7 protein-coding genes and 2 pseudogenes are annotated in these 6,235 nt (G+C 69.7%); 3 read left to right on the top strand and 6 right to left on the bottom strand.

What is annotated here, in order from left to right; translation table 11 throughout:
* Both M2302_RS28700 and M2302_RS28695 read right to left on the bottom strand, forming a co-directional pair.
* Positions 1 to 202: pseudogene (locus M2302_RS28700) on the bottom strand (hypothetical protein); the annotation flags it as partial.
* 179 nt (positions 203 to 381) lie between these two features.
* Positions 382 to 552 carry a hypothetical protein gene (locus M2302_RS28695; protein WP_280840942.1) on the bottom strand — a complete coding sequence of 57 codons (171 nt, stop codon included), beginning with the start codon at positions 550 to 552 and terminating at the stop codon, positions 382 to 384.
* Between the two features lie 551 nt (positions 553 to 1,103).
* Between M2302_RS28695 and M2302_RS28690 the strand changes: the two genes are divergently transcribed.
* The gene (locus M2302_RS28690) at positions 1,104 to 1,391 is read left to right on the top strand and encodes a hypothetical protein (RefSeq protein WP_280840941.1); all 288 of its coding nucleotides are present in this window, start codon (positions 1,104 to 1,106) and stop codon (positions 1,389 to 1,391) included.
* Positions 1,392 to 1,621: 230 nt separating this feature from the next.
* Positions 1,622 to 2,119 carry a YcxB family protein gene (locus M2302_RS28685; RefSeq protein WP_280840940.1) on the top strand — a complete coding sequence of 166 codons (498 nt, stop codon included), beginning with the start codon at positions 1,622 to 1,624 and terminating at the stop codon, positions 2,117 to 2,119.
* A 199-nt stretch (positions 2,120 to 2,318) separates the two neighbouring features.
* Here the strand turns inward: M2302_RS28685 and M2302_RS28680 are convergent, their stop codons facing one another.
* From M2302_RS28680 to M2302_RS33200, 3 genes and pseudogenes are all read right to left on the bottom strand, one after another.
* Positions 2,319 to 2,606: a VOC family protein gene (locus M2302_RS28680; protein ID WP_280840939.1), complete on the bottom strand. Its 288-nt coding sequence runs from the start codon at positions 2,604 to 2,606 to the stop codon at positions 2,319 to 2,321.
* Between the two features lie 183 nt (positions 2,607 to 2,789).
* A complete protein-coding gene (locus M2302_RS33205) occupies positions 2,790 to 3,701 on the bottom strand; it encodes an NADP-dependent oxidoreductase (RefSeq protein ID WP_348529473.1) in 912 nt (303 codons plus the stop codon).
* Between the two features lie 108 nt (positions 3,702 to 3,809).
* Positions 3,810 to 4,784, bottom strand: a pseudogene (locus M2302_RS33200) (alkene reductase); the annotation flags it as partial.
* Between the two features lie 125 nt (positions 4,785 to 4,909).
* On the opposite strand from M2302_RS33200, the gene M2302_RS28670 reads away from it, so the two are divergent.
* Positions 4,910 to 5,416 (top strand): MarR family winged helix-turn-helix transcriptional regulator, encoded by a 507-nt coding sequence (locus M2302_RS28670; RefSeq protein ID WP_280840937.1) that lies wholly within the window; start codon positions 4,910 to 4,912, stop codon positions 5,414 to 5,416.
* Positions 5,417 to 5,803: 387 nt separating this feature from the next.
* On the opposite strand, the gene M2302_RS28665 is transcribed toward M2302_RS28670, so the two are convergent.
* Positions 5,804 to 6,175 (bottom strand): metalloregulator ArsR/SmtB family transcription factor, encoded by a 372-nt coding sequence (locus M2302_RS28665; protein ID WP_280840936.1) that lies wholly within the window; start codon positions 6,173 to 6,175, stop codon positions 5,804 to 5,806.
* Positions 6,176 to 6,235 lie beyond the last annotated feature (60 nt).

The following is a 6,235-nucleotide window of genomic DNA, read 5'->3' as shown; positions in this document are numbered from 1 at the left end:
TGCTCACGCCGCCGGTCAGCACCTCGCCGCGACGTGTGTAGCCGGCGGCCTCATCGGCCAGGACGTCATGGACTACGACGTCGCCTGCGGGCAGCAGCGCAGGAAGTGTCACCGGCCGGTTGAGTCCTCGACGGGCGTCGGCCTGTGGAGCGCCGCGCCCAGCCACGCTCCATCGCACGCGTACCCGCTGGATGACGATCACGCCCTAACCATGGCCCACTGGCCGCACGCCTCGCCAGCCGATATCCGCTCACATGCCGCGATCCGCGCGTCACGGTACGTGACGGGCGCGGTGGCGCTCCGCGCACGGTCTTCCGAGATGAGTACGCCTCAGCCGGCGGAACCGGCGCGTGGCAGGTGCTGCCGAAGGGGCACTGGCTGTCAGTCCACGCTGTCCTGATCGGGGAGTTCCACATTGAGACGTTCCGGCCAGTCACCCTCAGCAAGACCGCCCGCCACGAGTACATCCCGCCAATCCACCCGAAGCAGTTCTATCCCGGCGACGAACTGACTCCACTGGCCCGACGCCGCGAGCACCAGGGCGGTCTGCACGCGCTCCGGATCCTGACGTCCGTACGCATCCGACGGCAACTGGGTGAGCCACCGGATGACCTCGTCTGAGCTGCCTGGGGCCGGGAAGTCGCGTCTGATCCTCGTGATCAGTCGCTTAGTGGGACTAGGCATACGTTCGTACCTCCGGGTAATGGCGCGTCACTGTATCTGAGCAGAGGTGGAGGCGGGAGCCGGCTTGCTCGACACCCGACCACGTCGTACGTAGTACGGCCCTTGGGTCTCGGCAAACATCGATTTTTTGTCAGATCACCTGCTTACTCTTCTGCCGCCGATCGTGCGCGCCGACAACCTGCGAGGCGTCTGAGCCTGGTGCGGACAAGTGCGGACGCGGTGGCGAGACGTCGGCCGAGCCGGCGGGCTGTCGGCCGCCGAAGCTGCAGGTTCGGCGACCGGGGCCTAGCTCGCGCCGCGGCCAACGCACGGTCAACCCAAGGGGTGAGAGCAGATCAGGGCCGCTCCCCGTGGCCGTTCGCGTTACGGAGCAGTTGTCGTGGCGCGAACGAGCGCAGTCCGGGATAGCCTTGGCGTATATGGCTACCTATCGCAGCGCCTCAGTGCTTCTCTCCTCGGACGGCACCAGGACCCCCGGCACCGCCGCGCTCTTCGCCGAGCCCGCCCGCAAGGGTGGGACCCCGCCGTGGGCAGGCGACTTCCGACCCGCCAACAGCGCCGGCAATGGCCCTAAAAACGCGGTCGGGAAGACCTTTACGTTGGAGCTGCCCGACGGCAGCACCGGCAAGGTCGTGGTCCAGAGCCTCAAGGGCGGGAAGGGAGGCGTCGTGCTGGCGTTGATGGGCGAGGACGCACCCCCCTTCTGATCAGGAAACTGATCGCCGCCGACGCCACCGGCTGGAGACGGCCGGTGGCGACCCTGCCGATGTCAATGCGTTCGGATAGCTGCCGGGCGCATTGCCTTACCCATGGCTGGGCGTCGACGAAGGTCAGGTGTACTGATCTGCCGCTGACAACGGGCGGCCCCCGACGATCCGGCCAGCGGGGGGCGAGTCAGGCGCTGCCCGGGGGCAGGTGGGGGCACTATCGTTCTGGCGTGCACATCCGTTTTGACGTCCCAGCCGATCCCGCCTACCCAGGCCGCGTGGCCGCTGCGCTCAGCAGTGTTCGGCTGCGCAGGTACCGCTATGTCGGCGCGGTGCTGGCGGCGGTCGGGGCGATCGGTTTCGCCGTCTTGCGGGGGTTCCCGTGGGCCGATCAGATCTCGCCGCTGTGCATGGCGATGGTAGTGGGTGGCCTGCTGTCGATGCTGTACTCGCCGTGGCTGCGGTTGCGCGCCCGGCGCCGCTCCAGTCGCTACGCTGTCGACGGCGCCTACGACATCACCGACGACAACATCATGATGCGCAGCGGCTCGGAGTCCGGCGGCATCGCCTGGGACGGGGTCACCCAGGTAAGGGACACCCCTGAGTTCTGGATCGTGTACGTCGGCCGGATGCCGGCGACCGTGATCCCACGCCGCTTGATGTCCGCCGAGGACGCCGAGACGTTGCGAGACTACATGGCCAAACGTGGGCTGCTCCAGCTTTGGTGAACTCATTTGCCGCAGACCGCGCTCCCCGGCTGCCGGCGGTAGCCGCTCACCTCCAAGTCGGGCGCGTCGCTTGTGTGCGGCTGTGGCGGTGCCGATGCTCATCGAGACCGGTCGGTCTTGTGGCGGAGGCGGCGCGAGGTGCAACGGCAGGAGGCCGAGCGGGATGAAGCCGGCCACGATTCGTGTTCGGCCAGACCGGTCAGGCAAAATCGGCCGCCGTCATGCCGGCCGGATGCTCGGGTGGCCACTGCACGAGCTCGATCCGGTAGCCGTCGGGATCGGTGAGCCATGACGTCCGCATCCCCGGCCCCAGCTCCGTCGGCGGCTCGGCCATGACGCCCCTGATTGCCAGATCGGCGATCGTGGCGCTGAGGTCGTCCACTTGGACGACGAGGTGGTTGACGGCGCCGGTGTCCTCAACCGGTCTCGCGGGATCGTGTACGAGCTCGAGGCTGACGAACGGATCGTCGGGAAGCTGGACGGTCACGGGCGGCGCGGTCGACCTGCGGGCTTTCGTGTCGGGCCGCTCTGTGGCGGCGGGACCGGTCGTTCTGGCCGGAGGTTGGCCAGGACGACCGGTCCCGCCGGACCGTGTGGGCCTCGGAGTCGCGGAACTCGCCCGGTTAGGCGGCGTCCTCCGGTATGGACGAACAGCGGCGTCCGTAATGGATCACGGAACCAGGACCACCTTGCCGCCGGCGTGGCCGCCGTCGCTGAGCTGGTGTGCCTCGGCCGCCTGGGAGAACGTGTAGACCGCCGCGACGTGGGTGCTCACCTTGCCTCGGACCAGTTGGTCGGCGAAGGCGGCGAGATCGTCGGCGGAGCGCTGGTCCGGGCCGGTGGCGAAGGCGACACCGAGGCGGTATGCGTCGGGATCGGCGAGGGTGATGATGCGGTCGGTGCCGCCGCGTAGCTCGATCGAGTCGGGCAGTGCGTCCTTGCCGGCGGTGTCGAGCACCGCGTCGACGCCGTTGGGGGCGAGGGCGCGTACCCGGTCGACCAGGCCGGGCCCGTAAACGGTCGGGACGGCGCCGAGGGCGCGTACGCGACCATGGTTCTTCTCGCTGGCGGTGCCGATCACCGTGGCTCCGCGGGAGATGGCGACCTGCACGGCGACCTGGCCCACGGCACCGCTCGCGCCGTGCACGAGCAGGGTCTCCCCGGACGTGACCTTGAGCTGGTGGAGCACGCGATTGGTGGTCTCGATCGCTACCGGCAGGGTCACCGCCGCGGGAAAGTCCAGGCCGTCAGGGAGCCGGGCGTACGTGGTGGCGAGGGCGTACTCGGCGTACGAGCCGGTCGGCGCGTCGGCCCAGCCGAAGACCCGGTCGCCAACGGCGACATCGGTCACGCCGTCGCCGAGCGCGTCCACCACCCCGGCCAGCTCGATGCCGAGCACGGCGGGCAGCGGGGTCGGGAAGAGCGCCTCCATCGCGCCGCTGCGGATCTTGCCGTCGAGGGGGTTGACCCCGGCGGCGCGGACCTGGACCCGAATCTGGCCCGGGCCTGGCGCCGGCAGCGGCACCTCGGCGATGTGCAGCACGTCGGGGCCGCCGAACGTGTCGAGTGTGATGGCCTTCATCGCTGTCTCCTTTTCGTCGGTGAGAGTGGGGTAGTCGGTGTAGCCGCGGTGGTCGCCGCCGTAGGCCCTGCCGTAGTCGGGGACGTTGAAGGGACCGCCGGTGCGGAGCCGGTCGGGCAGGTCCGGGTTGGCCAGGAAGAGGGCGCCGAAGGAGACCAGGTCGGCGGCGCCGGTCTCGACGAGCTTGAGCGCCTCCGGCCCGGTGTACGCCCCGGGTGTATACGGGTTGAGGATCAACGGACCGTTCCACCGCAGGCGCAGGTGGCCGGTGAACTCCGTGTCCGGTCCCTCGGCGACGTGCAGGTAGGCGAGGCCGAGGGGGTCGAGCGCGCCGAGCAGCGCCAGGTACGTCTCCCGGTGCCCCTCCTCGACGATGTCGTTGTAGGGGTTGGCGGGGGAGATGCGCAGCCCGACCCGGTCGGCGCCGATCGCGTCGGCGACGGCCCGCGCAACCTCGACAGTGAGCCGGATGCGTCCGGCGACGCTGCCGCCCCACTCGTCCTCGCGCTGGTTGGCGTTGGTGGAGAGGAACTGGTGCAGCAGGTACCCGTTGGCGCCGTGCAACTCCACCCCGTCAAAGCCGGCGGCGACGGCGTTGCGGGCCGCTGCGGCGAAGGCGTCGATGGTCTGCGCGACGCCGGCGCGGTCCAGCGGCCGCGGCGTGACGAACTCCTTCAAGCCGTCTCGGGTGAACACCGTGCCGGCCGCCTTCACCGGCGACGGGCCGACCGGCGTCAGCTCCTGCTCGTTGACGCTGGGGTGGCCGATCCGGCCGGTGTGCATGAGCTGCGCGAAGATCAGCCCGCCCCGATCGTGCACCGCCGTGGTCACCGGCCGCCACGCCGCGACCTGCTCGGCGGTGTGCAGCCCCGGGGTGTCCGGGTAGCCCTGCCCGACCGCCGACGGCTGGATGCCCTCGGTGATGATCAGCCCCGCGCCGGCGCGCTGGGCGTAGTAGGTCGCCATCAGCTCCGTCGGGCTGGTTCCGGGCCCGTACGCCCGACTGCGGGTCATCGGGGCCATCACCACCCGGCTGCCGGCCATGTGGCGGCCGATGGTGACTGGTTCGAATGCTATGGACATGTGGCAACTCCCGTCGACGTCAGATTAGCTGTCCTAGACAGGTAAATGCTCGGTACAGCCAGAATATTTCTTGTAGCAGCAGGTGACTGCTGCCACATCTGACCCGAACAGCTAATCTGGTAGGCATGAGCGCAGAGGACGTGCCGGTCGAGCGGCAGCCGCCCGGCGTCGCGGCGGGCGGGCCGATCAGCCACGCGATCTTCCGGCTGGCCCGCACCCACCGAATGCTCGCCGGCCAACTGCTCCGCGATGTCGGGCTCCACCCCGGCCAGGAACTGCTGATGAAGCGACTGTGGGAGTCGGGGCCGCAGCGGCAGACCGACCTCGCTGACGAGTTCGACACCGACTCGGCCAGCATGACCCGCACCGTGCAGCGCCTCGAACGGGCCGGCTACGTGCGCCGCGTCCCCGATCCCGACGACCGCCGCGCCACCCGCGTCGAACCCACCCCGGCCAGCCTCGTCCTCCGCAAGCAGGTGGAACGCATCTGGGAAGACCTCGAACGCCGTACGGTCGGCGACATGACCCCGGCTGAACAGCGCGAAGCGCTCCGGGTCATGCACCAACTGGAGGACAACCTCACGGCGCACGAGCCGAACCAGGAGCGCGGCGCCGGCCGTCAGCGAGGTTGAGTCGTGAGGGCCAGCGACGTGCCACGGCGCGGACAGCAACATCATGTCCGTTGCCAGGTCGGACTGCTGGTACTGGTCTGCAGGGCAGTCGGTCCCCGCGCCCGGCTGCCTGACGCGGGGACCGGTGGTCGGTGGCCTGCGGCCGGGACTGCTCCACCTGCACGTGGCCGTGGCCAGCAGCCGGGCGGCGTCCTCGCCGGCCACCTCAGCTTCCCCGCCAAGACGTTGGCGCGCCACGGCCGCTCATGCGGCTGGCACCGACTTCCGCACCAACCAGCACTTCACGCTTAAGTGGAACCCACTGCGCCGCCACCACCTCGACGACTTCGGGGTCTGCCGACCTACGGCCCGGGAATCCTGCACCGGCGCCGGCCTTCGCAGTGCCGCTCAGCGGGCCTTCTTCGTCGCCCGCTTGCGGGGCGGCGTCAACAGGTCGGCGATCGCCGCGATCGCGGACGGCACCAGGCGGTAGTACGCCCAGACGCCCCGCTTGTCGCGCTCGAGCAGGCCGGCCTCGGTGAGGATCCGAAGGTGATGACTCACGGTCGGCTGGGAGAGACCAAGCGGCGCGGTGAGGTCACTGACGGACGCCTCGCCCTCCGGAGCGGACTGGATCAGACTGAGCAGTCGCAGCCGGGCCGGGTCGGCGAATGCCTTCAGCACTCCCGCGAGCCGCTCGGCATCGGCACGCTTGATCGGCTCGCCAGCCAGCGGCGAGATAGCAGGCATAGCAGTTTTCGCAGCTCCCACGTCTTGCATCGTTGCACCAACACCATCAATAGTCCGGTGGAACCAGGACCGGGTCACCGCCCGTTCGCG

The sequence above is a fragment of the Micromonospora sp. A200 genome, from assembly GCF_029893845.1.
Taxonomy (GTDB): domain Bacteria; phylum Actinomycetota; class Actinomycetes; order Mycobacteriales; family Micromonosporaceae; genus Micromonospora; species Micromonospora purpureochromogenes.
This window is presented reverse-complemented; position numbering and strand designations above follow the sequence as displayed.

Excerpts from the sequence above, each read along its gene's own strand:
- M2302_RS28690 (WP_280840941.1), top strand. The coding sequence starts at position 1,104 with ATGGCTACCTATCGCAGCGCCTCAGTGCTTCTCTCCTCGGACGGCACC.
- M2302_RS33205 (WP_348529473.1), bottom strand. The coding sequence starts at position 3,701 with ATGAAGGCCATCACACTCGACACGTTCGGCGGCCCCGACGTGCTGCAC.
- M2302_RS28670 (WP_280840937.1), top strand. The coding sequence starts at position 4,910 with ATGAGCGCAGAGGACGTGCCGGTCGAGCGGCAGCCGCCCGGCGTCGCG.
- M2302_RS28665 (WP_280840936.1), bottom strand. The coding sequence starts at position 6,175 with ATGCAAGACGTGGGAGCTGCGAAAACTGCTATGCCTGCTATCTCGCCG.